Raw genomic sequence first — 21,727 nt, forward strand, 5'->3', positions numbered from 1 at the left:
TCCCCATCGGTACAGGTTGATCCGGCGCGAGGCGCCATGGACGTGCCATACGGCCCCTCGCGGACACTGTGATCACGCGATTCCGCTCAGTACCGTTGCCACGATCGCGTCCACTGACGGGGGAAGCGTCGTGGGCGTGTAGGGCAGGAGGCTCGACAGCACAGTCTCGTGGCAGATGCCGACTATCAACGCGGTCGCGGCGTCGGTGTCCGCGTCCGGCCGCAACCGCCCGCGGTCCCGTTCGGCGTCGAGGTACCTGGTCAGCCGGTCGCGCCAACTGTCGTCTTCGGTCCGCGAAAGCCGTTCGACGACAGCGGGCTGGCCGATCAGCCCGGCGAAGGCCGGGAGGATCGCCTTGTGCAGGGCGAGGCCGTAGGTCAACTGCGCCGCCAGGTTGTGCTCGATCGTGCCGGTTCCCGGCTCGGGCAACGGCCCCAGGCCGCTCTCGACCGTACGCACATGCGCACGCAACGCTTCCGCGAGCAACTCCTCCTTGTCGGCGAAGTGGTTGTACAGCAGGCCATCGGCGACACCGGCTTGTTTGGCGATCGCCCGCACGGTCAGCCCGGCGGTGCCCTGTTCGGCGATCAGCGCGGCCGCGGTGGCGATCAGGTGTTCACGGAGGTTTCGGCCGTCCGCGAAGGTTTTCCGCGGCGGCATCAGGCGTTCGCCTGAACCAGCCACGCCTGGCCGCGGAGTGTCACCGCACCCGGTGCCGCGAACCGCGCCAGCACTTCGACCAGCGCCTGCCGGGCCTTCGCGGCGTTGTCCGGACCGGCGAGACCCATGTGGTACCGCACCGGCCCCCAGTCAGCGATGAACTCGGCCGCGTCGGCGACGTCACTGCCCCACACCTGGTCGGCCGCCACCCTGGTGCACGCGAAATCCGTGAACCCGGCGGCGGTCAGCACGGACTCGGTCCGCTCGGGATCGGCGAAGGCCGTCGGCCCGGTGCCGTCCGCACCCGTCGGCCACGGCAGGTACTCGGCCATCGCGTCGAACACCGTGCCGAGATCGGTCCCCTGCAATGCCGTCATGCACAGGAAAGCCAACCTCCCGCCAGGTGCGAGGGCCCGGCGGACGTTGCCGAACGCGGCGACCGGATCGGCGAAGAACATCACTCCGAACCGGCTGATCGCGATGTCGTAAGCACCGGCGTCGAACGGATGCACCTGTGCGTCACCCTGGACGAACTCCGCACCCGGAACGTCGGACGCCCGCAGCCGGGCCGTCGCCAGCATCGGCCCGGACAGGTCGACCCCGGTTGCCGACCTGCCCGCCCGCGCTGCCAGCCGAGTCAGCTGACCATTGCCGCACCCGATGTCCAGCACCCGATCCGCCGGCGTGATCAGCCGCAGCACGAACTCGTTGAAGCCGCCGTTCATGGCGTCGTAGCGACCGTCGTTCGTTGCCCAGTGCCTGCCTTCGTACCCGTTCCACGCTTCCGACTGCGCGGTGTTGACGACTGTCATCACACCCCCTGTGAACGCCTGTTCATGAACATACGTTCACCGACCGGTGTGTGTCAACGGACGAGATCGATGTGGCGGGGGACGCAATACCGGGTGGCGATGCGTCGATCGCGTCCTTCGAAGAACTGCACCTGCTCGATTCCGGCAAGGCGCGCCCGCAGCACGACGGTGTTCCCCTCGCCGACAAGTCCGAGTATTTCCACGATGGCTCCCATGAAACCCTGCCGCAGCGCGGGGATTCCCGCGTCGACGAAGTCCGGTGTCAGGAACTTGTCGAGCGCCGGGCCGCGCCTGTCGTTGCACGCGTGGCACAGTTCGAGCACAAGGCGTTTGTAGTACCCGGTCGGGATCATGACAGTGCCTTGAGCATGCGCGGGACATCGAGGTGGACTTCGTACGAGGTGACGAGGCCGCCCCTGAATCTCCAGACGTGCACCTCCCGCACGTGGAACTCCTTGCCGTTGCTCAGCACCCGGCCGTTGGTGTGTCCGATCTGGACGATGTGATCGCCCGCGGTGATGAGCTCTCCGACGTCCAGCCGCAGTTCGACATGCGACAGCAGCCTGCCGAGGAACTCCGCCAGACCGGCGTGCCCGGTGTAGCGGCCTGCCCACGGCAGTGGCGCGTCCTGCACGATGACGACCGAGTGGTCCATCGCCGCCATGATGGTGTCCATGTCCCGGCGAGCGAACGCGTCGTAGATTCGTTCCACAGTGGTGAGGTTGTCCGTGGTCATGATCCGAGCATCTGGCTCCGGTGCCGTGCGTGGCGTCCCCGATCCGGGGGATCGGCGGGGGATCTAGGCTCGGGAGATGGCCTTCCCCGCCACGAAGTTCGTGGTCCCGCGGCTGCGGGCCGGTGCTGTCGATCGTGCGGGCCTGGTCACGGCGTTGGTCCACGACGTCCTGTCGGTACCCCTGACAGTGGTGAGCGCACCTGCCGGATACGGCAAGACGACGTTGGCGGCCATGGTGGCCATGAGCCCGCGGATCGTCACCTGCCGGTGGCTGGCGATGGACGCGGATGACAACGATCCGCGGCGGTTCCTCACCGGACTCGGCACGGCTCTCGGCCCGGACCTCGCCGCCACGTCCACGGCTGTCCTGGCCGACAACGGCGGCCAGGACGTTGTGCGACGTGCGGCCACCGCGTTGCTGAACGCCGTCACGGAATCACCGACGAGCATCGTTGTGGTGCTCGACGAATGGGAGGTCATCACCGACCCCGCAGTGCAGGCGCAGCTCGAGTTCCTGGTCGAATGGGCGCCGGAGCCCCTGCATTTCGTGATCACCACACGGCAGGATCCACCGCTCGGGCTGGCTCGCCTGCGAGCACGGGGATTGCTGGCCGAACGCGGCCCGCACGATCTGCGCTTCACCGAATCCGAGGCGGACGCCCTGCTCAACGGCTCCTTCCGGCTCGGTCTCCCGGCCGAAACGGTCGCACAGGTGCACAACCGAACCGACGGCTGGGCTGCGGGCCTGCGGCTGCTGGGCGCGTCGTGGGGAGCCGACCGGGCCGCGCTACCGCCCCGAGCCGGTGACGCCCACGTCTTCGCGTTCCTCGCCGAGGAGGTATTCGACCGGCAACCGCCCGAGATCCGGCGATTCCTCGTCGAAACGTCCGTGCTGTCCACCGTGTCCGCCGCGGCGTGTGCGACGGTGACCGGCCGGGACGACGCAGTCGACGTGCTTGCGGGACTCGCCGAGCGCGGGCTGTTCCTGACTGAGCAGGGCGGGCCCGATGTCTACCGCTACCACGACCTGTTCGTGGAGTTCCTGCACCGCCAACTCGCCAGGTGGCCGTCCACCGAACGGTTCGCGCTGCACCGGCGGGCCGCGCTCGCCGAAGAGGACCCCGTGGCCGCCACACGCCACCTGCTGGCTTCGGGCGATCCGCGAGCCGCCGCCGAACTGCTGGAGTCGGCCGGTGCCGAACTGCTGCGGCTCGGCCGCGTCGCCTCCGTCCGCGAACTGCTCGACTCGCTGCCCGAACAACAGCGCGACCGGCCAGGACTGCTCGTGCTCTCCGGTGACCTCGCCTTCGCAGCCGGTGACCTCGGCGCCGCCCGGTGCGCGTTCGAACGCGCCGGGCCCGTCGGGGCGGTGGCCGCCCGCCTGGCGGACTGCCTGGTCCTGCAGGGTGAGGTGGCGGCCAGCGACGACCTCATCGAGCAGGCGTTGACCGGCTCGCTGGACACGACGTTGCACGTGCGACTGTTGCTCATGCGGGCGCGGCTGGCGCAGATCCGAGGCCGGTTCGAGGTCGCCGAACAAGCGCTGGGCGCCGCCGTGGACGCGGCCGTCGACAAGTCGGCCATCATGACCGCCGCCGCACACATGTCGCCGACTCTCGCCCTCATCCGTGGCGGGATCGACAACCTCGAGCGCTTCGCAGAACTGGCACGCCCGGTGTTGCCGACCGGCCTGCCGGGTTTGCAGGTCGACGGGATAGCCGCCACCGTGGACCTGCTCCGGGGCCGATTGGACCAGGCAACGAACAGCGCGCAACGAGTGCTCCGCGGCTACGAACGCTTCGGTGACGCGCCGCCGCTTCTCGGATACTCACTGGTCGCGATCCGCCTTCTCGGGTCGGGAGCGTCGATGACCAGCCTGGAACCCACCGTCGACGACCTGCTGCACTACGCCGGCCTGCTGACGCGAGCGTCCTTCATGTACCCCAACGCGTGGTTCATGATCGGTCGCGCGCGGTGGTTGCGCGGCCAACTCGCTGAAGCACGCCAGGCCCTGGCTCGGATGGGAACACAGGACGACGCACCACCAGGTTCGGCGACGGTGATCACGGTCAACACGCTGTCCCTCGACGGCCTGATCGCGGCCGCCGAAGGCAACCATCGCCATGCCGAAGACCTGCTCCGTGCGGCCGTCGAAGCAGAGGACAGGCTCCGCTTGGTCAACATCTACGGGAGTGCCCGCATCCGTCTGGCGTATCTGCATGTCGAACGCGGACGCCAGGACGAAGCGCTGCGCGTCGCCGCGCCCGCCCTCGCCGACTGCGAACGCAGTGGGCTCGCCGGCCGGATCCTCGTCGAGGGCAAGGCCGCCATACCCGTGCTCCACCTCGCCGCGCGACGCTCCCCCTTCGCGGCCACATTGCTGCGCCGGCTCCAGGACATCGACGTACCAAGGCCGGTCGCAGTGCCGGGAGCGACGGAGAAGCTCACTGCCCGCGAAGTCGAAGTGCTGCGCCTGCTCACCAGCGGCGCGACGAACCGCGAGATCGCCGGTCAGCTGGTGCTCGGCGAGGAGACCGTGAAAACCCACGTCAGCCGCATACTGCGCAAACTCGGTGTCCGCACCCGCGCCGCCGCTGCGGCCCAAGCGCGAAAGCTGGGCCTCACACCGTGACCAACGGCAACGGCAGGTCGCTTGCGCACGTTCAGGGTCACCGCCCCGGCTGTCATGCGATCATGAAGAATGCCCGTCCTCTTCACGGCGGTCCTGGCCGCAGGCACGCTGAACGCGTTGCGCCAACCGGTGCTGGCGATCGACGACCGCTTCACCCTGCGGCCGTGGCGGGCGCAGGACGCACCCGTCGTACGGGAGGCGTTCGACTGCCCGCGGATCCAGCGCTGGCATCCCCGCCGGATGGACTCCGACGAGGAGGCCGGGGAGTGGATTTCCCGGTGGGACCGGGAATGGCGGGACGAAACCGGGACGAGCTGGGCGATCGCCGACAACGACCGGGCCGTCGGGCAGATCGGTCTGCGGGACGTCAGCCTGGTGTCGGCCGTGGCGGAGCTGTCCTACTGGGTGCTGCCTGAGGCGCGCGGAGCCGGGTTGGCCGCCCGTGCCGTGCGGCCGATGACGAGGTGGTGCTTCGACACCGTCGGTTTTCACCGGTTGTTCTTGAAGCACTCGACCGAGAACATGGCTTCGTGCCGCGTCGCGACCACCGCCGGGTACGTGCCCGAAGGCACGTTGCGCGCCGCGATGCTGCACACGGACGGCCTGCATGACGCGCATGTGCACTCCAGGCTGCGCACCGACGAAGGGAACGACGATGGGTCTGCTTGACCAGCTACGCGCCGCGATCACGACCGGTGGCATCGAGATCATCGACCTCACCGCCCCGCTGACCTCCGGCACGCCCATCCTCCAGCTGCCCGAACCGTTCTCGAACACGATCCCGTTCCGGCTGGAGGAGATCAGCCGGTACGACGACCGGGGGCCCGCCTGGTACTGGAACAACATCCACACCGGCGAGCACACCGGCACCCACCTGGACGTGCCCGTGCACTGGGTGTCGGGCAAGGACGGCCATGACGTGTCCCAGGTTCCGCTGAGGACACTCGTCGCTCCCGCCGCGGTGATCGACGTGTCGGCGCGGGTCGCGGGCGATCCCGACTTCCTGCTCCAGATCGACGACGTCAGGAGCTGGGAGGCCGAGCACGGACAGCTCCCCGACGGCGGCTGGCTGCTCGTGCGCACCGGGTGGTCGGTACGCTCCGACGACGCGGCGAGCTTCCTCAACGAGTCGCACAGCCCCGGTATGTCCGCCGAGTGCGCGCGGTGGCTCGCGGAGGAAACCGTCCTGACGGGCGTCGGCGTCGAGACGGTCGGCACCGATGCCGGGGCGGCGCACGGCTTCGATCCGCCCTTCCCTTGTCACAACTACATGCTCGGCGCGGGCAAGCACGGGTTGACGCAGTTGCGCAACCTGGAGGCGCTGCCGCCGGTCGGGACGGTCCTGGTGGTGTCGCCGTTGCCGATCGTCGGCGGTTCGGGCAGCCCGGCCCGGGTCCTCGCGCTGGTGGAGCGGTGAAGGTCTTCGAGGCCGTCGGCCGGACCCTGGCCGAACTCGGTGTGGCGCAGGCGTTCGGAGTCATCGGCAGTGGCAACTTCACGGTGACGAACGCGTTGCGGGCGTACGGGGTGCCGTTCGTCGCGACCCGGCACGAAGCGGGCGCGGCGACCATGGCGGACGCGTACGGCAGGATGAGCGGCCGGGTCGCGCTGGTGTCCGTGCACCAGGGCTGCGGTCTGACGAACGCGCTGACCGGGATCGCCGAAGCCGCCAAGAGCCGCACGCCGATGATCGTGCTCACCGCGGACACGCCGGGCTCGGCGGTGCTGGCCAACTTCCGGATCGACCAGGACGCGGCCGTCACCGCGCTCGGCGCGACCCCGGAACGCGTGCACAGCGCCGAAACGGCCGTCGCCGACACCGTCAGGGCGTACCGGACCGCAGTGCACGAGCGCCGGACTGTCGTGCTCAACCTGCCGTTGGACGTCCAGAACCTCGAAGCCGCGCAGACCCCGGTCCCCGCCGTCCGGCCACCGCTGCCGGTGCGGCCGAACCACGAGTCGGCCGAGTCGCTCGCCGCCATGATCGACCAGGCGGCCCGGCCGGTCTTCATCGCCGGACGGGGTGCCCGCGGTGCCGCGCCGCGGATCCGGGAGCTGGCCGCGCGGACAGGCGCGCTGCTGGCCACGACGGCGGTGGCCAACGGCCTGTTCCACGACGATCCGTGGGCGTTGGGAATCTCCGGCGGGTTCGCCTCTCCCCTGGCCGTCGACCTCATCGCGGACGCGGACCTCGTGGTGGGCTGGGGTTGCGCGTTCACCAAGTGGACGACCCAACGCGGCAAGCTGCTCACCGGCAAGGTCGCCCACGTCGACATCGGCGGCACGCCACACCAGCCCGTCGACCTGTCCGTGCACGGCGACGCGGGTCAGACGGCAGCGGACGTCACCGCACTGGTCACCAAACGCGAGGGCTACCGGACGCCAGCTGTCGATGCCAGGATCGCCGCCGGTCCGGGCTGGCCGACGCCCGACCTGTCCACCGACGAGCACATCGACCCCCGGGAGCTGACCACCCGGCTGGACGCCCTGCTGCCGCGTGACCGGGTCGTGGCGGTGGACTCCGGCAACTTCATGGGCTACCCCAGCGGGTACCTGTCCGTGCCGGACGAGTTCGGGTTCTGCTTCACCCAGGCGTTCCAGTCCATCGGGCTCGGACTGTTCACCGCGATCGGCGCCGCACTGGCCCAACCGGGCAGGCTACCAGTCGCGGCGGTCGGCGACGGTGGCTTCATGATGGGCATCGCCGACCTGGAAACGGCTGTCCGGCTACGGCTGCCGCTGGTGGTCGTCGTCTACAACGACAGCGCGTACGGCGCCGAGATCCACCACTTCGGGCCGGACGCCGATCTGTCCACTGTGACCTTCCCCGACCCCGGAATCGCCCGGATCGCGACGGGTTTCGGCTGCTCGGCGGTGACCGTGCGGACCGGCGAGGACCTCGACGGTGTCGCGGACTGGCTGGCCGGGCCGAGAGACCGGCCGCTGGTGGTCGACGCGCGGATCGCGTCGGACGGCGGATCCTGGTGGCTGGCCGAGGCCTTCGGCTGAATGGCAGAAAGTTGACGCATCAACGGCAAGTTGACGTCACTAAAATCACCCTCATGGAGTTCGGCGGCAGACATGTCCTGATCACCGGTGCCGCCAGCGGGATCGGCGCCGCGCTGGCGGAGCGGTTCGCCAAGGAGGGCCCCCGCGGCATCACCGTCGCGGACAGGGACCTCGACGGCGCGCGGGCGACGGCGTCGCGAGTGGACGGTCTGGCGGTGCACGCCGACGTGAGCAGCGAGCCCGCGATCCACCGGCTCATCGCCGAGGCGGAGCGCGAGTTCGGACCGGTCGACGTGTACTTCTCCAACGCGGGGATCCCGCTGCCCACAGGCGGTGTCGAAGTCGCCGACGACGGCTGGCAGCAGCAGTGGCACGTGCACGTGATGTCCCACGTCTGGGCGATGCGCGCACTGCTGCCAGCCATGATCGACCGCGGCGAGGGGTACCTGGTCAACACCGCGTCCGCGTCCGGGCTGATCATGACGCCGGGCGCGGTGCCGTACACCGTGACCACACACGCCGCCTTGGCGCTCGCGGAGTCGTATGCAGTGATGTACAGCCACACCGGGGTGCGTTTCTCGTGCCTGTGCCCAGGCCTGGTCGAGACGCCGCTGATGGGGCAGGTGGACGACGGTCCCGTCGGCCGCGCGGTCCGCATCGGCCTGGCCGATCACGCGCTCGACCCGAGCGAGGTCGCGGACATCGCGCTCCTCGGGATGGCCGAGGAGCGGTTCCTGATCCACACCCATCCGGTGGAGATCACCATGGCCGCCCGGCTGCGTGCCCTCGATCCCGAGGTCTACCTGGAGACGATGCAGGAACTCTGGATCGCGGCCAAGCACTGTTGACACGACCGGCACAGTTCACCAGGAAAGTATGACCCGGCTGCGGAAGCGCTCGTAGGCCTGGTCCGCGGTCAACGGTGACTTGGTACCCAGCCGCCAGCCCACCACCGAGGCCACCTCGCGGAACACGAACGCGGCGACCAGGTCGACGTCCTCGGGCGACAAGTGCGGCCGGAGGTGCTCGGCGAGGTCGTTCGTCAGGGTGCGACGCACCGCGAAAGGCGGTCGAGGAGTTGCTCAGGCACGACGGCCCGCTGCAGGTCTCGTTGCCCCGGATCACCGTGGCGGACGTGGAGGTGGCGAACACCACCATTCCCGCCGGGAGCATGGTGCACGTTGTCGTCGCGGCGGCCAACCGTGACGCGTCGAGGTTCGTGGACCCGGAGCGGCTGGGCATCACACGCACCGACAACCAGCACTTGGGTTTCGGGCACGGCGTGCACTTCTGCGTCGGCGCGGCGCTGGCCCGGATGGAAACGCGGGTCGCGATCGGCAGCCTGGTGACGTGGTTCGCCGGCCTGCGCCTGGCCGTGCCGGTCGAGGAGTTGCAGTGGGAGGTGAACCCGATTCTGCGGTCCCTGGTGTCGCTACCCGTGCTAACTTAGGAATCGCCGTGGTTGCACGGCCCGGACGAGCGCGTCGTACCCGGTTACGCGAAGACGGCGCAGTGATGGAGACGTTGCATTACTGCGGAGGTAGTCATGGCGTGGTTGGCGCTTGTCATATCAGGACTGTTCGAGACAGTGTGGGCCGCGGCGCTGAGCGCGTCGCGCGGACTGTCGAAACCCTTGCCCAGCATCGTGTTCGTGATCGCGCTCGTGGTCAGCATGGCCGGTCTGGGCTACGCGTTGCGGACCGTGCCAGTTGGTACGGGCTATGCCGTGTGGGTCGGTATCGGCGCCACCGGCACGGCCGTGTACGGCATGCTCGCGATGGGCGATCCCGTGTCGGTGAGCCGAATCACGTGTCTCGTGCTGATCGTGGCCGGAGTCGCGGGCCTCAAGTTCCTCCACTGAGGACGGTTACTTGCGGAACACGACCCACCGCATGGCCGCGTACATGTACACCGCCTCGCACGCCCCGGCGGCCAGCCGCGCGATCCGGTAGTCGACACCGAGCGCGGCGAGGCCGCTGCCCACACCGAGGATCCAGGCGAGGTAGTTGACGATCACCACGACGACGTAGACGCCGAACTGGGAGCCGACGGGAGCGTGTGAGCGGAAGTTGAACGCCCGGTTGAGCACGAAGCTGAGGGCGAACGCGCACGCGTAGGCGATCGTGATGCTCAGCCACAGCACGACGTCGAGCACACCGTGCAGGATGCTGAGCAGCGCGAGGTCGACGCCGAAGGTGAAGCTGTTGATGACAGCGAAGCCGAGCAGGCTCGGCGGCACGATGCGGTTGAGCCCGAACGGCAGCCTGGACGCGATCGTGGCCATGACGGAGTTGAATCTGCGGCCCCGCTCCTGCGCCGCGGTGGTGTGCACGGCCGCAGCCTGGCAAGTCCAGATGTCGGGAAAGCGACGGTGGATCAACGTGTCGCGGAACTCGGCGGGATCGACGCCGCCTGCGTGGGGGTAGCCTCCGGGCCCCGATGCCCAGCCTGGCGGGGGTCGCCGACAGAACAGCGGTGCGAAGTTCAGGAACGCTCAGTTGCCCACAGAAGCTCTGCCAGGTCGTGCCGGGGGAGGTAAGCATGCCTGATGCCGGATTCTTGGAGTCACGGACCGCGAATCCGGTTCCTGATGGGCCACTTCAACCCAGTTGTCGTTGTTCTCGCCACCGCTGAAGCTGCATGTCTTTCACGTCGTAGGTCCGGTACCACGGCTTCTTGGCCGCCGCCTCTCCCAAGGTCAGCCCCGATCCTTCGCGCATCCGTCGTGGTTTGGCGCCGAGTCTCCCGACGCAGGAACGGCAGGCGTGTCGATACCGTCACAGCGCGTCACAATCGCAGGTCGCGGTCCCGAAACCAGGAATCCCGGCACACCCGTGAACAATGGTGTACAGTTCTGAACATGAGTGTTCAGTCGATCTTGGATGTCGCGACCGAGGTGCTCCTGGCCAAGCCGAGCGCCTCGCTGGGGGACGTGGCCAAGGCCGCCGGGGTCAGCCGCACTACCCTGCACAAACGGTACGCCACGCGGCACGACCTGCTCGTCGCTCTCTCGCATGACGCGTACGACCGCGTCGAGAAGGCGATGACCGACGCGCAGCTCGATGTTCCCGGCTCGGAGGTCGAGGCCGCCCTGGAACGGGCCATCGCCGGGCTCATCCCGATCGGGCCGCGGATCGAGTTCATGTACCGGCAGATCGGGCTGGACGACGTGCCCGACCTCGTCGCCCGCTACGAGCAGACCGGCGAGCCGCTGCTGCGGCTCGTCCGCCGGGGCCAGGAGGCCGGGATCATCCGGTCGGACATGCCGGACTGGTGGATCGTGTCCACCTTGGACGCTTCCTTCTACTCCGCGTGGGAGGCCATCTCCGTCGGCCGACTCGCCCCGCTCGACGCGCCCGCGCTCGTCATGAAGACCGTGATGCGAGGCATCGGGACATGATCGCCGTCATCGGGTTGCTCGGGGCGACCGGACTGTCCGTCGCGGGCAACGCCATCACGGGTATCGCCGTCCCGTGGCTGGTGCTCGAACGCACCGGCAGCCCCGGTCTCGCCGGGTTGATGGCCGCCGCGGCGCTCGGCCCGCTCGCACTGTCCACTTTGTTCGGTGGTGCGCTGATCGACCGGTGGGGCCGCCGCAGGCTCAGCATCATCGCCGACATCCTCAGCGCGCTCGCCGTCGCCGCGCTGCCGGTTCTGGACAGCACACTCGGGCTCAACACGGCGCTGATCGCCGTCCTGGTGGCCTTGGGGGCGTTGTTCGACGGGCCCGGCATGGCCGCCCGCGAGGCCCTGCGGCCCGACGTGGCACAGCACGCGAAGGTGCCGCTGGAACGGGTGAACGCCTGGGGTGAGGCGTTGGAAGGGCTCGGCAACCTCGTCGCGCCGGGTCTGGCGGCGTTGCTCATCGCCACCACGGGCGCAACGAACACGCTGTGGGTCACCGTCGGCATGTTCTTCGGCGCCGTAGTGCTGACCTGGGTGACGATCCCACGTGACGTGCGCCGTACCGCAGCCCCGGACCACTACCTCCGATCCGTGGCCGAGGGTTTGACCTACGTCTGGCGCCAGCCGATGCTGCGTGGCGCCGGACTGACCGCGATGCTGCTCGTCCTGTTCGTCGCACCGATCACCATCGTGCTCACCGCGCAGGCGCAGAGCATCGGCAACCCCGGGCTGCTCGGCCTGGTCATGTCCGCGTTCGCGATCGGCGGCATCGTCGGGGCGATCGTGTACGGCGCCGTCGCACAGAAGCTGCGTCGCAGGCCGGTCCTGGTGTGGGGCCTGGTGATCACCGGTGTCGGGATCATGCTGTTCCCGTCCGGGATCCCCATGGCCGTGCTCGCGGGCCTCGTCGGTGTGGCCGCCGCGCCCATCAACCCGATCACGGCCGTCCTCATCCAGGAACGCACGCCGGAACGCCTGCGTGGCAGGGTGATCGGCAGCGTCTCGTCGCTCGCCCTCGTCGCGGGTCCGATCGGCGTCGCGGTGGTCGGTGCCCTGCTCGAGAGCAGCAGCGCCGGGCTGGTGCTGGTGATCATGGGCGGCGGATGTCTGCTGGCCGCGCTCTACGCGTTCGGCGCGCTGCGCGACATCGAGCCGCGCACCGGCCTGCCCGGCAACGAGTCCAACACCAGTGCCGAGTCGCGTACCACGAAGGAGCCGTTAACCAACAAGTGAACCACACCGATCGACGGCCGGACACCGTCCACATAGGTGGCCTGGTCGGTGATCCGGTTCGGGTCGAACACGAGCACGTCCGCGTCGCCGCCCGCCTTCAGCCGTCCCTTGCGGCACATGGCGGGCGCCGCGTCCTCCAGGATCCGCGCGGGGATCAAGGAACAACGAGCGATGACCTCGGGCAACGTCTGTACACCGCGCTCACGCCACAACGTCCGCAGAGACCTGGCGTACGTCCCGGCGCTGCGTGGATGTGTGAGAGTCCCAGGCGGCAACGGCCAGGTCATCGGGGGCGGCGGCGGACCCGGCCAGGTCATCGGCATCGCGTCGCTGGCGATCGCCCCACCGGGGTACAGCAGCGCACGGTCGAGGTGCTTGCGGTCGGCAGGATCGGTCTCGTCGAGGAAGTGCACGATCACCAACGCGCCCGGGTCCGATGCCCGCAACTCCAGCAGGCGTTGCTCGTCCTTGACCCGTTCACCGGTCGCCACGACCACGATGTCACTCGGCTTGAGGTCGGCCAGCTTCAACGCCTCCGGGGCGAGGAAGGCCGCACCGATCGCGGTGGACGCGGCGCCGTAGGGGTACGCCTCGACCGACACCGGCGAGCCCTCGGCGATCGCCTTGTCCAGCAGGGCCCGCACGGTGTCGATCCGCCGCGCCGACGTGCTGTTGACGTGGCAGTAGTGCATGTGCGCGCCGGTCTGCCCGGCCGCGCGGATGATCTCCTTGGCGCCGTCGACCGGCACGTTCGGGTTGGCGTCGATCAACGCCCGCGCGTGGGTGTACGTGGGGACGCCCGCCTGTGCCGCGAGCCCGGCGATCAGCGTGAACTCGTCCGGGTCGACCAGCGGCGCGTACCCGACCAGGATCCCGATCCCCAGGGCGCCGTCGGCCAGGTCCTGGTAGAGCCGCTGGTAGATCCGCGCCCGCTGGGCCTTGGACGCGGGCGCCTGCCACCCGGGGTTGCCGAGGTTGCGCAGGATCGCGTGCACGGACGGATCCGGTTTCACGCCGATCAGCTCGATCATCCTGGCCAGCGCCCAGGATGTGGCGTAGCCGTAGTTCAACGGCCTGCCTTCGGACGCCGCGTAGGCGTACGCGGCGGCGACCGTCGTCGTACCCGCTTCGAGTTCCAACGCCGTAGTCACGCCGTCCAACGCCTGCAGCCGTTGCTCGGGAATCGCCTGGCCGTGGCTGTGCAGGTCGATGAAACCGGGACACACCACCAGACCTGACACGTCGATGCGTCTCGCCGCACGCAACGGCACCGTGGACACCGCGACGACCCGGTCACCGGTGATGCCGACATCGGCGATCTGGTCGAATCCGCTTTCCGGGTCGATCACCCGGCCGCCATGCAGAACAGTCTCGATCAATGCCACACAGCCATCATGGCCGATCCTGACCACCGCCGCCGATGCCTTGCCCGGATGGCCTACCAGGTCGGCCCTTTGGGTACGCCTACCGACGTTGGCACCAGCGTCACGGCCGATGGTGCTCCACCGGTCGTGCAGTCCTTCTGGGCTTTGGGCGCGTGCGTCCAGCGGGAAGCTGGTCCGTCGAGAACCCCGATGAACCTTCCAAGACGCCAGCAGTCGCAGTCCCGCAGTTACTTGGCGAACTGCAACAGCTCAGCGGGCACGGCCGGTGGTTGCGCGCCCCAATCCGCCTTGATCTTGTCCAGTTGTGCGGCGAGTTTGTTGTTCAAGTCGCCCACCGCCATGAAGACGTCGTCGCCGATGCTGTCCATCTTGTCGAAGAACGACTTCGAGAGTTCTGCCCAGTCCGAACCTTCGATCTCCGTGGCACCATCGACCTTGGTCACCGCGTCGGCGGCCAACGCGATGGCTCCAGCGAGCACAGCGTTCTGCCCTCCGGTGGCCACGGTGATGACGGCGTTGACGATGCCCGTGAACACCAGGCCGTACCAGTTGATGGAAACCGGCGTGGGCGCTGTCGATTCCTTGAGCATCTGGTCGAACCGTTCGGTGAGCTCATTCATGAGGTCGCGGACGTGGTTGCGTGCCTCAAGGAAGATCGCCCGGTACTTCGCGAGCGCCTCGGCGAGCACGTACATGCAGGCCTCGTGCCCGATCGCGAAATCGACGATGTCCTTTTCATAGACGTAAGCCTTTTCCTCATGTGGACGCAACCACGGCTTACGCATGAAGGCAAGATCATCGCGAATCGTTTCTCTACCTTCAGGCACCGGTACCTCCTGGAGGAAGTAGGTGTCCTGTTCCTTGTCCTTGGTCGCCCCGTTCAACAAGAACTTCACGCACAGCAGTTCGTAGACCGCGGCTATCCCGCCAGGTGCCTCCTGCCACATGCCGGACAACGCGCTCGCGGCATAGAAGAAGTGGTGCGGGTCCAGACCGCGCAGCACAGATTCGGCCTGGAAACCTTCGAGGTGGTTCGCTCCAACGGTGTGCGTGTACAACGGGCCGCTCGGGTTGTTCTCGATCGTCGGGTCGCGTTTGTGCCATCGGAAGACGTAGTCACAGCCAGGGTGCTGACAGGCGTGGATCCGCGGACCGTCGTGACTGTCCGGGGTCAGCAGGTAGTCGACCCAGGCAGCGAGGTCACCAACGGCGTCCTTCATGTGGTCGTCGACAGGCGGGACGACCGACCAGTGACTGACGTCAGGATCACGGCCGGGCGGAGAAACCATGGTCAGCGTCACACCCCTTCGTCGAAACCGCGGTTGATGTTGGTGAACCGGTCAGCGATCAAGTTGTCTGTTTGGCGATACGCGTCGGCAAGGCCGTGCAGTGACGCCGCGTACTGTTGCAGCGAGGTGGTCAACGCGACTTGCGTATCGGCAAGCTCGCACAGCCTGGTGGTGAGGTTCTGCAGGAAGATGTCGCTGACATTCTGCAACCTCCCCGTAGCACCTTTCCCGCCGTACCAGTACTCGTTGCGCGCCTTGATGGTCGCCTCAGCGCTTTCATAGGCAGTTCGCTGAGCGGCGAAAGCCACAATGATCTTTTCTTCGAGCCATTCTGTGACCCGTTTGTCCAGCTCGTCGGAGTCGACGTCGACATCTGATGCGGACATTCACCAGTCTCCCCCCGGGGTTGTGTCGCATGTTCCAGCGCGAACACTCTAACCCGGCATGGGCAGCCGTGTGTCACTAATGGGTAACCGCATCATGATCTTTCCCAAGCCGACATCAGTCTGTCCTTTACCTAAACGACGTCCCAGGTCAGAACCCCGTCGTCATCGGTGGTCGCCAACCGGGAACTCGCCAGTTTCTCCAGGTACGCGACCAGACCGCCCGCGTGCACGTGGCCTGTTTCCATGTCCACGATCTCGCCGGTGGCGGCAATGGCGAGACTGCCGCCGTCGGCGTCCACTGTGAACGGAACACGCGGCTCCTGCCATTCCTGCCACAGCTCGAGCGCTTCGGCGACGGGCACGAAACGGGCGCAGGGGAACAGTTCCGTCGCACCGGGTTCGTCCGTGCGCCACGGCGGCAGCTGGCCGTCGCTGATCCGGTAGAGGTCGAGCAGGTCCCCGGGCACCCCGGTTTTCGCGCTCAGCGCTTCGAGGTCCTGTTCGGACGCGGGTGGCCGCGTCATCGCGCGGGGCGCGAAGCCGCGGGACTCGAGGACCGCCAGCCAGTTCTGCCACGCCTGCATGGCGGCACTGTATAGCCTGACCTGGTGCGACTTCGCGAGGGTGACTTCGAGCAGCTGGTCGATCCGCTGCGGGGCGAGCTGCGGGCCCACTGCTACCGGATGCTCGGGTCGGTGCACGACGCCGAGGACGCGTTGCAGGAGACGCTGGTTCGCGCGTGGCGGGCGATCGACCGGTTCGAAGGCGACACGATCCGGCCGTGGCTGTACAAGATCGCCACGAACCGCTGCCTGACGCTGCTGGAGAACCGGGCGAAACGCGAGCTGCCGACGGACCTCACGACCGCCGACGACCCGGTCTGGCTGGAGCCGTACCCGGACGACCCCGAGGCCGGTTACCTGGCGCGTGAAGGCATCGAGCTCGCGTTCGTCGCGGCGCTGCAACACCTCTCCGCGACGCAACGGGCCGTGCTGGTGCTGCGGGAAGTCCTGGGGTTCACGGCGCAGGAGGTCGCCGAGCAGCTGGGCACGACGGTCGCCGCGGTGAACAGCGCCTTGCAGCGTGCCCGCAAGGTCGCCACGCCGCGTGCTTACGTCGAGCCGGGTCCTGAGCTGCGTAAAGCGGCTGACCAGTACGCGAAGGCGTGGGAGCTCGGCGATGTCGACGGGATCGTGGCGATGCTGACCGAGGACGCGAAGTACGCCATGCCGCCGCTGCCGCAGTGGTACCAGGGGCGTGCGGCCATCCTCGGCTTCCTGGTGGCGGCCCCGATGCGCTACCGCTGGAAGTTCGTGCCCGTGGTGGCCAACGGCCAGTTGGCGTTCGGCACGTACTCCCGCAAGGACGACTGCTACCTGCCCACCGGCCTGGATCTGCTGCGCTTCGACGGCACCCGGATCGCCGAGGTGATGTCGTTCCTGCAAGCCGACTTCCCCGCGCACGGACTGCCGGAGAAAATTCCCGCGGCCGGGCGATGAGTTCGGCGTGCGACCCGGGTTGTAGGGGCAGGACCAACCAGGGAGGCACACCATGTTGCTCGAGGGCAAGAACGCGATCATCTACGGCGCCGGAACCGTCGGCAAAGCGGTGGCCAGCGCTTTCGTCCGGGAAGGGGCACGGGTCTTCCTGGCGTGCCGCACCATGGCCACGCTGGAGGACGCCAAGGCGCGGATCGGCGGGCAGGTCGAAGTGGCCCCCGTGGACGCGACGGACGAGCAGCAGGTCACCGAGCACGCGGACGCCGTGGCCGACCTGGCGGGCAGCATCGACATCACGATGAACGTCATCGCCGACACGGACATCCAGGGCACCCCCATGCTCGAGATGGCGCTGGACGACTACATCCGGCCGGTGATCACCGCGGTGAGCTCGAAGTTCCTCACGTCACGCGCGGCCGCGCGGCACATGATCAAGCAGAGGTCCGGCGTGATCCTGGCTCTCGGCGGCTCGGTCGAACGGAACCCGTCGATGCACGACTACAACTTCGGCGGCATCCAGGTCACGTTCGACGCGGTCGAGTCCATGCGCCGCCAGCTGTCGGTCGAACTCGGCAGGTACGGGATCCGAGTGGTGACGTTGCGCACCAGCGGCCTGGTCGAGTCGATCCCGGTGGACTACGCGAACAGGGACATGATCCTCGACAGCGTCATCGGCCAGACTCTCACCGGCTTCCCGGCGAGCCCGAGCGACGTGGGCAACGTGGCGGCGTTCGCGGCATCGGACTGGGCCCGCACGATCACCGGCACGGAGATCAACATGACCTGCGGAACAGCGATCGACTGACAGCCGGGGAGGGAGGGCACAACGGCCATGACGCGCGCCGAATTCGTGCGGGAAGGTGGGGCATGGCCGCTTGAGCCCAGCCTTCGACCGGGACACGCAGGTGCTGATCTGTCGGCCGACCCGGCACGGCTGACCGGCGACGCGTACTGTTGCCGGGATGAGCGCGGAGCGACCGATGCCGACGCAGGACGAAGTGCTCGGGTACTTCGACACGCTGTCGAACTGGGGCCGGTGGGGCGACGACGACGAACTCGGCACTCTCAACCACATCACCGACGAGGTCCGGCTGGCGGCGGCGCGGGCCGTACGTCACGGCAGGAGCGTGTCGTGCGCATGGGAAATCGCCGTACCGGAGGACATGGAGCGGTCGACGACGACGTGCCCGTGCGCCGCCGACATGCCGGGCGCCGAGAACATGCCGATCGCCACGTTCCGCAACGACCGGCGCTGGGGTTTCTCGCTCGAGCGGCTCGGCATCACGTTCCACGGCAACACCCTCACCCACGTCGACTCGCCGTGCCACATCTACTGGGACGGCACGATGTACAACGGGCGGTCGCACACGTTGGTCGACGCCGCAACGGGATCGGCGTGGGCGGCCGTCACGGCGGCGGCGAACGGGATCATCACGCGTGGGGTCCTGCTGGACATCGCGAGGGTCCGCGACGTGCCGTGGCTGGAACCGGGGCAGGGCGTGTTCCCCGACGATCTCGAGGAGGCCGAGCGTCGTCAGGGTGTGCGGGTGCGCCCCGGCGACGCGGTACTGCTGCGGACCGGCTACGGCCGCGTCCGGCACGAAGCCGGCGCCACCGGCGGCGCCACGCAGGCCGGCTGGCACGCGTCCTGCCTGCCGTGGCTCCATGAGCGGCAGGTCTCGCTGATCGCCGCCGACACCCCGCAGGACGTTCAGCCGTCGGGGTACGACGACGTGTTGATGCCGGTTCACGCCGTGGGTCTCGTCGCGATGGGTCTGTGGCTGCTCGACAACTGCGACCTGGAGGCGTGCGCGACGACGGCTGCCGAGCTCGGCCAGTGGGACTTCCACCTCACGGTCGCGCCGGTCCGCTTCGCCGGTACGTCCGGCAGCCCGGTCAACCCGATCGCCACGTTCTGACCGCTCAACCGCTCTTTCAGAGCAGGCGGGCTCTGATTTCCGCCCTGCTCGCCACGCCCAGCTTTCCCAGGATCTTCTGGACGTGTGTTTCCACCGTGCGCACGGAGATGTGCACTGCTGCCGCTATCTGCCTGTTCGTCAGCCCCTGTGCCACCAGGCGGGCTATCTCGCCTTCCCGTGGGGAGAGGTTCTTTGCTCCGGTCAGGGTTTCGGCTGCCGTGGCCAGCCTTCGCATCCCCAGTTCTTCCGCCGTCGCACGTGCTGACAGTGCTTGTGCGACCGACTCTTCCGCGTCGCCCCGTCTGTCACGGCGGGCCAGCACCCGGGCCAGTTCGAGGCGTGCCGCTGCCGTGTACGGGGGCAGGCCCGCGCGGTCGTTGTGCTCGATGGCTTGTCGTAGGTGGCGTACTGCGTCGTCCAGCCTGTCGCACACCGCGGCTGCGATGCCCAGCGAGCCCGCCACCGAGCCTTCGATGGTGACTACTCCCGCGCCTCCGCACTGGATCAGGTGCTCGAACGGCAGCAGCCTCCGGTACGCCACGGCGGCGGTTTCCCTGTCTCCGAACTCCGCCGCGAGCACCACCAGTCCACAGAGGACGGACAGGCGCCGCATCCCCCCGATGAGTTCGTGGACCTGTCCTGGTACGAAACACCTCCTGGCTGTCTCTGGCCGGCCGCACTGGGCGTGCCATGCCCCCACCATCGCCAAGATCATCTCCGGCGGGTGGCAGAGGTACTCCTCGTACCGCTCCAGGATCGGGCCTTCGTCGCCGGTCATCCCGTGCACCAGTGCCGACGTCGACACCGAGATCGCCATCACCACCGGGCCGCCGGTGTCCTTGACCAGGTCGATCGCCTGGGTGGCCAGTTCCCGTGCCCTGGCGAACCGGCCGCGCACGTGCTCGATCGCGATCTCGCTGCGCAGGGAGTGCCATTTGGCGATCTTGGTCCGCACCCGGATCACGGCGTCGTTGATCGGGAGGAGTTCGTGTTCGGCTTCGTCGAGCCTGCCGAGCTGGCAGAACGCGTCGAACCGCCACAACCGGCCCCACATCACGGCTTCCGGGTCGTTGTCCGCCACACCGATCGCCAGCATCCGGTCGCCCAGCGCCAGCCGTTCCCGTACGCCCTCCGGTCCCGCCATCGCGAGCTGACGAGCCCTGAGCGCGGCGCGGACGGCACGCGGATCCTGGGTGCGGTCGGCGATCGCCAGCGCCTCCGCGGAGACGCCGTCCAGGTCCGGTGAGCCGTGGAAAGCCAGTTCCGCGGCTCGCTGAGCGAGCAAGCGGGCACGCAACGGACCGTCGGGCAGGCCCGCCAGCGCCTCGTCGCACAGCGACTTGCCCAATGTCGCCCAGTCGGAACTGCTCACCGTCTCCATCGCCAGCGACACCTCGGCGATCACGTCGCGGTCGCCGGACGCTCTCGCCGCCGCGGCGGCCTGCCGCAACGTCTCCTCACCGCTGACGATGTCCATCTGCCGCAGCTGTGCGATCCCTTGGCAGGTCAGCAGTCTGGCCCGGTCGACGGCTCCGGGTGGCGCGGCGCGCAACGCGCGGGCGTACAGATCCGCGGCGTTCTCCCACGCGAGCTGCGCCATGGCGATGTCGGCCGCGCGACGGGCCCACACGGCGGCTTTCACCGCGTTCCCCGCGGGCAACGCCTCCAGCCAGTGGTGCGCGATCTCCGCGACCCGCTGCGACGCGTCGGCGCGCTGTTCGATCACGGTCGCCGCCCGCGCGTGCAACGCCAGGCGGCGCGCGGTCGGCATCAGCAACCTCGCCGCCTCCCGGATCAGGTCGTGCGTGAACCGCCACCCCTCCGAACCGGACAGCACACCGGACCGGACCGCCTCGTCCGCCGCGGACAAGACCGCTTCCAGCGGGCTGTCGAGCACCTCGGCCACGATCGACGCGTCCACCTCGGTGCCCAGGACCGACGCGGCGGCCAGCATCCCACGGCATTCCGGCGACAGGCTGTCCATGCGCACACGGACCGCGTCGAGGACCGCGTCCGGTAGCCGGGCGCCCTGGTGGTCGAGGATCCGGCCGAGTTCGGCGACGAAGAACGGGTTGCCGCCGGTCCGCGTGCTGACGGCGGTCACGACATCCGCGTCGACCGGTGTCTCGGTCAGCCCCGCGAGCTGGTCGGCGACCTCGGCCTCGGTCAGGCCGCCCAGCCGGATCCGGGCGACGGTGTCCTCGCGGACCAGCGACGCCAAGGCGGTCGACAGCGCCGGGCGTACCTCGGTGTCCCGGTAGGTGACCACGATCATCACCGGCGCCGTGCCGATCGCCATCGCCAGGTGGACGAGCAACTGCATGGTCGGTGGATCGGCCCACTGCAGGTCGTCCAGCACCATCAGCACCTTGCCGAGACCGGTCAGGTACTCGGTGACCGCCTCGAAAACCCGGAAGCGCTCTTCGGGCGAGGTCGCCGGGCCGTCCCCGAACTCCGGCGCGACCAGCGCGAGTTCGTCCGCCAGCGCACCGGGCGCATATCGCCTGGCCAGGAGTTTGAGCACCTGCCGGAACGGCCAGTAGGACGGGCTGCCGTCGTCCTGCACCGCGCGGCCCCAGCACACGTGCACACCGTCGTCCTCGGCGAGCGCGGTCAGCTTGTGCGCCAGTCTGGTCTTGCCGATCCCCGGCTCACCCGAGAGCAGCACCACCTGGCCGGAGCCGTGCATCGCGGTGCGCAGCCGGGCGGTGAGCTCGTCGAGCTCACGCCGCCGTCCCACGAATCGCGCCCGCATGACGACA

General features: G+C 68.6%; 22 protein-coding genes, 1 pseudogene and 1 riboswitch. Of the genes and pseudogenes, 12 read left to right on the forward strand and 11 right to left on the reverse strand.

All coding sequences use genetic code 11. From position 1 onward, the window contains the following. Positions 1-72: 72 nt before the first annotated feature. From ALI144C_RS08625 to ALI144C_RS08640, 4 genes are read right to left on the reverse strand one after another with little or no spacing between them, the layout of a single operon-like run. Entirely contained in the window at positions 73-660 is a 588-nt protein-coding gene (locus ALI144C_RS08625) for a TetR/AcrR family transcriptional regulator (RefSeq protein ID WP_076986495.1), read from the reverse strand. Further along, the gene (locus ALI144C_RS08630) at positions 660-1,472 is read right to left on the reverse strand and encodes a class I SAM-dependent methyltransferase (protein WP_076986496.1); all 813 of its coding nucleotides are present in this window, start codon (positions 1,470-1,472) and stop codon (positions 660-662) included. Before ALI144C_RS08630 ends, ALI144C_RS08625 begins: the two co-directional genes overlap by 1 nt. Positions 1,473-1,525: 53 nt before the next feature. Beyond that, positions 1,526-1,825, reverse strand: coding sequence for a nuclear transport factor 2 family protein (locus tag ALI144C_RS08635; RefSeq protein WP_076986497.1), 300 nt, complete (start codon positions 1,823-1,825; stop codon positions 1,526-1,528). Continuing rightward, positions 1,822-2,208: a nuclear transport factor 2 family protein gene (locus ALI144C_RS08640; protein ID WP_076986498.1), complete on the reverse strand. Its 387-nt coding sequence runs from the start codon at positions 2,206-2,208 to the stop codon at positions 1,822-1,824. Before ALI144C_RS08640 ends, ALI144C_RS08635 begins: the two co-directional genes overlap by 4 nt. Positions 2,209-2,284: 76 nt before the next feature. On the opposite strand from ALI144C_RS08640, the gene ALI144C_RS08645 reads away from it, so the two are divergent. From ALI144C_RS08645 to ALI144C_RS08665, 5 genes are all read left to right on the forward strand, one after another. Continuing rightward, the gene (locus ALI144C_RS08645; protein WP_076986499.1) at positions 2,285-4,840 is read left to right on the forward strand and encodes a LuxR C-terminal-related transcriptional regulator; all 2,556 of its coding nucleotides are present in this window, start codon (positions 2,285-2,287) and stop codon (positions 4,838-4,840) included. A gap of 69 nt (positions 4,841-4,909) precedes the next feature. Continuing rightward, on the forward strand, positions 4,910-5,509 hold the full coding sequence (locus tag ALI144C_RS08650) for a GNAT family N-acetyltransferase (RefSeq protein WP_076986500.1): 600 nt from the start codon (positions 4,910-4,912) through the stop codon (positions 5,507-5,509). Continuing rightward, positions 5,496-6,257, forward strand: coding sequence for a cyclase family protein (locus ALI144C_RS08655; RefSeq protein ID WP_076986501.1), 762 nt, complete (start codon positions 5,496-5,498; stop codon positions 6,255-6,257). Before ALI144C_RS08650 ends, ALI144C_RS08655 begins: the two co-directional genes overlap by 14 nt. Then, positions 6,254-7,849 (forward strand): thiamine pyrophosphate-binding protein, encoded by a 1,596-nt coding sequence (locus tag ALI144C_RS08660; RefSeq protein ID WP_076986502.1) that lies wholly within the window; start codon positions 6,254-6,256, stop codon positions 7,847-7,849. The genes ALI144C_RS08655 and ALI144C_RS08660 overlap by 4 nt, the downstream gene beginning before the upstream one ends. A 53-nt stretch (positions 7,850-7,902) precedes the next feature. Continuing rightward, complete coding sequence (locus ALI144C_RS08665; RefSeq protein WP_076986503.1) at positions 7,903-8,697, forward strand: SDR family oxidoreductase; 795 nt, start codon at positions 7,903-7,905, stop codon at positions 8,695-8,697. Between the two features lie 15 nt (positions 8,698-8,712). On the opposite strand, the gene ALI144C_RS55370 is transcribed toward ALI144C_RS08665, so the two are convergent. Next, on the reverse strand, positions 8,713-8,907 hold the full coding sequence (locus ALI144C_RS55370) for a hypothetical protein (RefSeq protein WP_076986504.1): 195 nt from the start codon (positions 8,905-8,907) through the stop codon (positions 8,713-8,715). Between the two features lie 17 nt (positions 8,908-8,924). Here ALI144C_RS55370 and ALI144C_RS08675 point away from each other — a divergent pair. Both ALI144C_RS08675 and ALI144C_RS08680 read left to right on the forward strand, forming a co-directional pair. Continuing rightward, positions 8,925-9,299 (forward strand): annotated as a pseudogene (locus ALI144C_RS08675) (cytochrome P450); the annotation flags it as partial. Continuing rightward, positions 9,300-9,363: riboswitch (guanidine-III (ykkC-III) riboswitch) on the forward strand. It abuts the pseudogene before it with no gap. A 32-nt stretch (positions 9,364-9,395) separates the two neighbouring features. Then, positions 9,396-9,710: a DMT family transporter gene (locus ALI144C_RS08680; protein ID WP_076986506.1), complete on the forward strand. Its 315-nt coding sequence runs from the start codon at positions 9,396-9,398 to the stop codon at positions 9,708-9,710. Between the two features lie 6 nt (positions 9,711-9,716). Here the strand turns inward: ALI144C_RS08680 and ALI144C_RS08685 are convergent, their stop codons facing one another. After that, entirely contained in the window at positions 9,717-10,181 is a 465-nt protein-coding gene (locus ALI144C_RS08685) for a GtrA family protein (protein ID WP_237774049.1), read from the reverse strand. Between the two features lie 528 nt (positions 10,182-10,709). Here ALI144C_RS08685 and ALI144C_RS08690 point away from each other — a divergent pair. Together ALI144C_RS08690 and ALI144C_RS08695 are read left to right on the forward strand one after the other, a co-directional pair. Beyond that, complete coding sequence (locus tag ALI144C_RS08690; protein WP_076986507.1) at positions 10,710-11,249, forward strand: TetR/AcrR family transcriptional regulator; 540 nt, start codon at positions 10,710-10,712, stop codon at positions 11,247-11,249. Then, positions 11,246-12,487: an MFS transporter gene (locus ALI144C_RS08695; protein WP_076986508.1), complete on the forward strand. Its 1,242-nt coding sequence runs from the start codon at positions 11,246-11,248 to the stop codon at positions 12,485-12,487. Before ALI144C_RS08690 ends, ALI144C_RS08695 begins: the two co-directional genes overlap by 4 nt. Here the strand turns inward: ALI144C_RS08695 and ALI144C_RS08700 are convergent. From ALI144C_RS08700 to ALI144C_RS08715, 4 genes are all read right to left on the reverse strand, one after another. Next, positions 12,376-13,872: an amidohydrolase family protein gene (locus tag ALI144C_RS08700; RefSeq protein WP_083752857.1), complete on the reverse strand. Its 1,497-nt coding sequence runs from the start codon at positions 13,870-13,872 to the stop codon at positions 12,376-12,378. The genes ALI144C_RS08695 and ALI144C_RS08700 overlap by 112 nt on opposite strands. Before the next feature lie 227 nt (positions 13,873-14,099). Then, positions 14,100-15,161 carry a hypothetical protein gene (locus ALI144C_RS08705; RefSeq protein WP_143230515.1) on the reverse strand — a complete coding sequence of 354 codons (1,062 nt, stop codon included), beginning with the start codon at positions 15,159-15,161 and terminating at the stop codon, positions 14,100-14,102. Between the two features lie 8 nt (positions 15,162-15,169). After that, positions 15,170-15,547, reverse strand: a complete 378-nt coding sequence (locus ALI144C_RS08710) for a hypothetical protein (RefSeq protein ID WP_076986510.1) — start codon at positions 15,545-15,547, stop codon at positions 15,170-15,172. A gap of 131 nt (positions 15,548-15,678) precedes the next feature. Next, a complete protein-coding gene (locus tag ALI144C_RS08715) occupies positions 15,679-16,131 on the reverse strand; it encodes an SMI1/KNR4 family protein (protein WP_076986511.1) in 453 nt (150 codons plus the stop codon). A 24-nt stretch (positions 16,132-16,155) separates the two neighbouring features. Here ALI144C_RS08715 and ALI144C_RS08720 point away from each other — a divergent pair, with 24 nt between their 5' ends. The 3 genes from ALI144C_RS08720 (at position 16,156) to ALI144C_RS08730 (ending at position 18,965) form a co-directional block, all read left to right on the forward strand. Next, a complete protein-coding gene (locus tag ALI144C_RS08720) occupies positions 16,156-17,046 on the forward strand; it encodes an RNA polymerase subunit sigma-70 (RefSeq protein ID WP_076986512.1) in 891 nt (296 codons plus the stop codon). Between the two features lie 52 nt (positions 17,047-17,098). After that, positions 17,099-17,851 carry an SDR family NAD(P)-dependent oxidoreductase gene (locus tag ALI144C_RS08725; protein WP_076986513.1) on the forward strand — a complete coding sequence of 251 codons (753 nt, stop codon included), beginning with the start codon at positions 17,099-17,101 and terminating at the stop codon, positions 17,849-17,851. A gap of 157 nt (positions 17,852-18,008) precedes the next feature. Further along, positions 18,009-18,965: a cyclase family protein gene (locus tag ALI144C_RS08730; protein WP_237774050.1), complete on the forward strand. Its 957-nt coding sequence runs from the start codon at positions 18,009-18,011 to the stop codon at positions 18,963-18,965. 16 nt (positions 18,966-18,981) lie between these two features. Here the strand turns inward: ALI144C_RS08730 and ALI144C_RS08735 are convergent, their stop codons facing one another. Further along, positions 18,982-21,720 (reverse strand): ATP-binding protein, encoded by a 2,739-nt coding sequence (locus ALI144C_RS08735; RefSeq protein WP_076986515.1) that lies wholly within the window; start codon positions 21,718-21,720, stop codon positions 18,982-18,984. Positions 21,721-21,727 lie beyond the last annotated feature (7 nt).

The sequence above is a fragment of the Actinosynnema sp. ALI-1.44 genome (assembly GCF_001984155.1).
Classification (GTDB): domain Bacteria; phylum Actinomycetota; class Actinomycetes; order Mycobacteriales; family Pseudonocardiaceae; genus Kibdelosporangium.

Excerpts from the sequence above, each read along its gene's own strand:
- ALI144C_RS08625 (WP_076986495.1), bottom strand. The coding sequence starts at position 660 with ATGCCGCCGCGGAAAACCTTCGCGGACGGCCGAAACCTCCGTGAACAC.
- ALI144C_RS08630 (WP_076986496.1), bottom strand. The coding sequence starts at position 1,472 with ATGACAGTCGTCAACACCGCGCAGTCGGAAGCGTGGAACGGGTACGAA.
- ALI144C_RS08635 (WP_076986497.1), bottom strand. The coding sequence starts at position 1,825 with ATGATCCCGACCGGGTACTACAAACGCCTTGTGCTCGAACTGTGCCAC.
- ALI144C_RS08640 (WP_076986498.1), bottom strand. The coding sequence starts at position 2,208 with ATGACCACGGACAACCTCACCACTGTGGAACGAATCTACGACGCGTTC.
- ALI144C_RS08645 (WP_076986499.1), top strand. The coding sequence starts at position 2,285 with ATGGCCTTCCCCGCCACGAAGTTCGTGGTCCCGCGGCTGCGGGCCGGT.
- ALI144C_RS08650 (WP_076986500.1), top strand. The coding sequence starts at position 4,910 with ATGCCCGTCCTCTTCACGGCGGTCCTGGCCGCAGGCACGCTGAACGCG.
- ALI144C_RS08655 (WP_076986501.1), top strand. The coding sequence starts at position 5,496 with ATGGGTCTGCTTGACCAGCTACGCGCCGCGATCACGACCGGTGGCATC.
- ALI144C_RS08665 (WP_076986503.1), top strand. The coding sequence starts at position 7,903 with ATGGAGTTCGGCGGCAGACATGTCCTGATCACCGGTGCCGCCAGCGGG.
- ALI144C_RS08680 (WP_076986506.1), top strand. The coding sequence starts at position 9,396 with ATGGCGTGGTTGGCGCTTGTCATATCAGGACTGTTCGAGACAGTGTGG.
- ALI144C_RS08690 (WP_076986507.1), top strand. The coding sequence starts at position 10,710 with ATGAGTGTTCAGTCGATCTTGGATGTCGCGACCGAGGTGCTCCTGGCC.
- ALI144C_RS08695 (WP_076986508.1), top strand. The coding sequence starts at position 11,246 with ATGATCGCCGTCATCGGGTTGCTCGGGGCGACCGGACTGTCCGTCGCG.
- ALI144C_RS08705 (WP_143230515.1), bottom strand. The coding sequence starts at position 15,161 with ATGGTTTCTCCGCCCGGCCGTGATCCTGACGTCAGTCACTGGTCGGTC.
- ALI144C_RS08710 (WP_076986510.1), bottom strand. The coding sequence starts at position 15,547 with ATGTCCGCATCAGATGTCGACGTCGACTCCGACGAGCTGGACAAACGG.
- ALI144C_RS08715 (WP_076986511.1), bottom strand. The coding sequence starts at position 16,131 with ATGCAGGCGTGGCAGAACTGGCTGGCGGTCCTCGAGTCCCGCGGCTTC.
- ALI144C_RS08725 (WP_076986513.1), top strand. The coding sequence starts at position 17,099 with ATGTTGCTCGAGGGCAAGAACGCGATCATCTACGGCGCCGGAACCGTC.
- ALI144C_RS08730 (WP_237774050.1), top strand. The coding sequence starts at position 18,009 with ATGAGCGCGGAGCGACCGATGCCGACGCAGGACGAAGTGCTCGGGTAC.
- ALI144C_RS08735 (WP_076986515.1), bottom strand. The coding sequence starts at position 21,720 with ATGCGGGCGCGATTCGTGGGACGGCGGCGTGAGCTCGACGAGCTCACC.